The 225-nt window shown below is 47.6% G+C and carries 1 pseudogene; it reads left to right on the forward strand.

What is annotated here, in order from left to right:
- A pseudogene (locus tag ACYQ8U_RS23500) lies at window positions 1–90 on the forward strand (IS66 family transposase); the annotation flags it as partial.
- Window positions 91–225 lie beyond the last annotated feature (135 nt).

Genomic DNA, 225 nt, shown 5'->3' on the forward strand with positions numbered 1-225 from the left:
ATGTTCCCTTCACCAATAATCGAGCAGAGCGAGATCTTCGCATGGCGAAGGTGAAGCAAAAAATATCGGGGTGCTTTCGCAGCAAGCAGCATGCTGAAGCTTATTGTCGTATTTCAAGCTACCTGCAAACCATGGCAAGCCAGGGAGTCAACCCCCTTGTGGCGATACAGATCGCTTTAGCTTCTCAAATTCCTGAAACAAATTCTGAGACGGGTGAGTAGTTAC

The sequence above is a fragment of the Desulfocastanea catecholica genome (assembly GCF_054657295.1).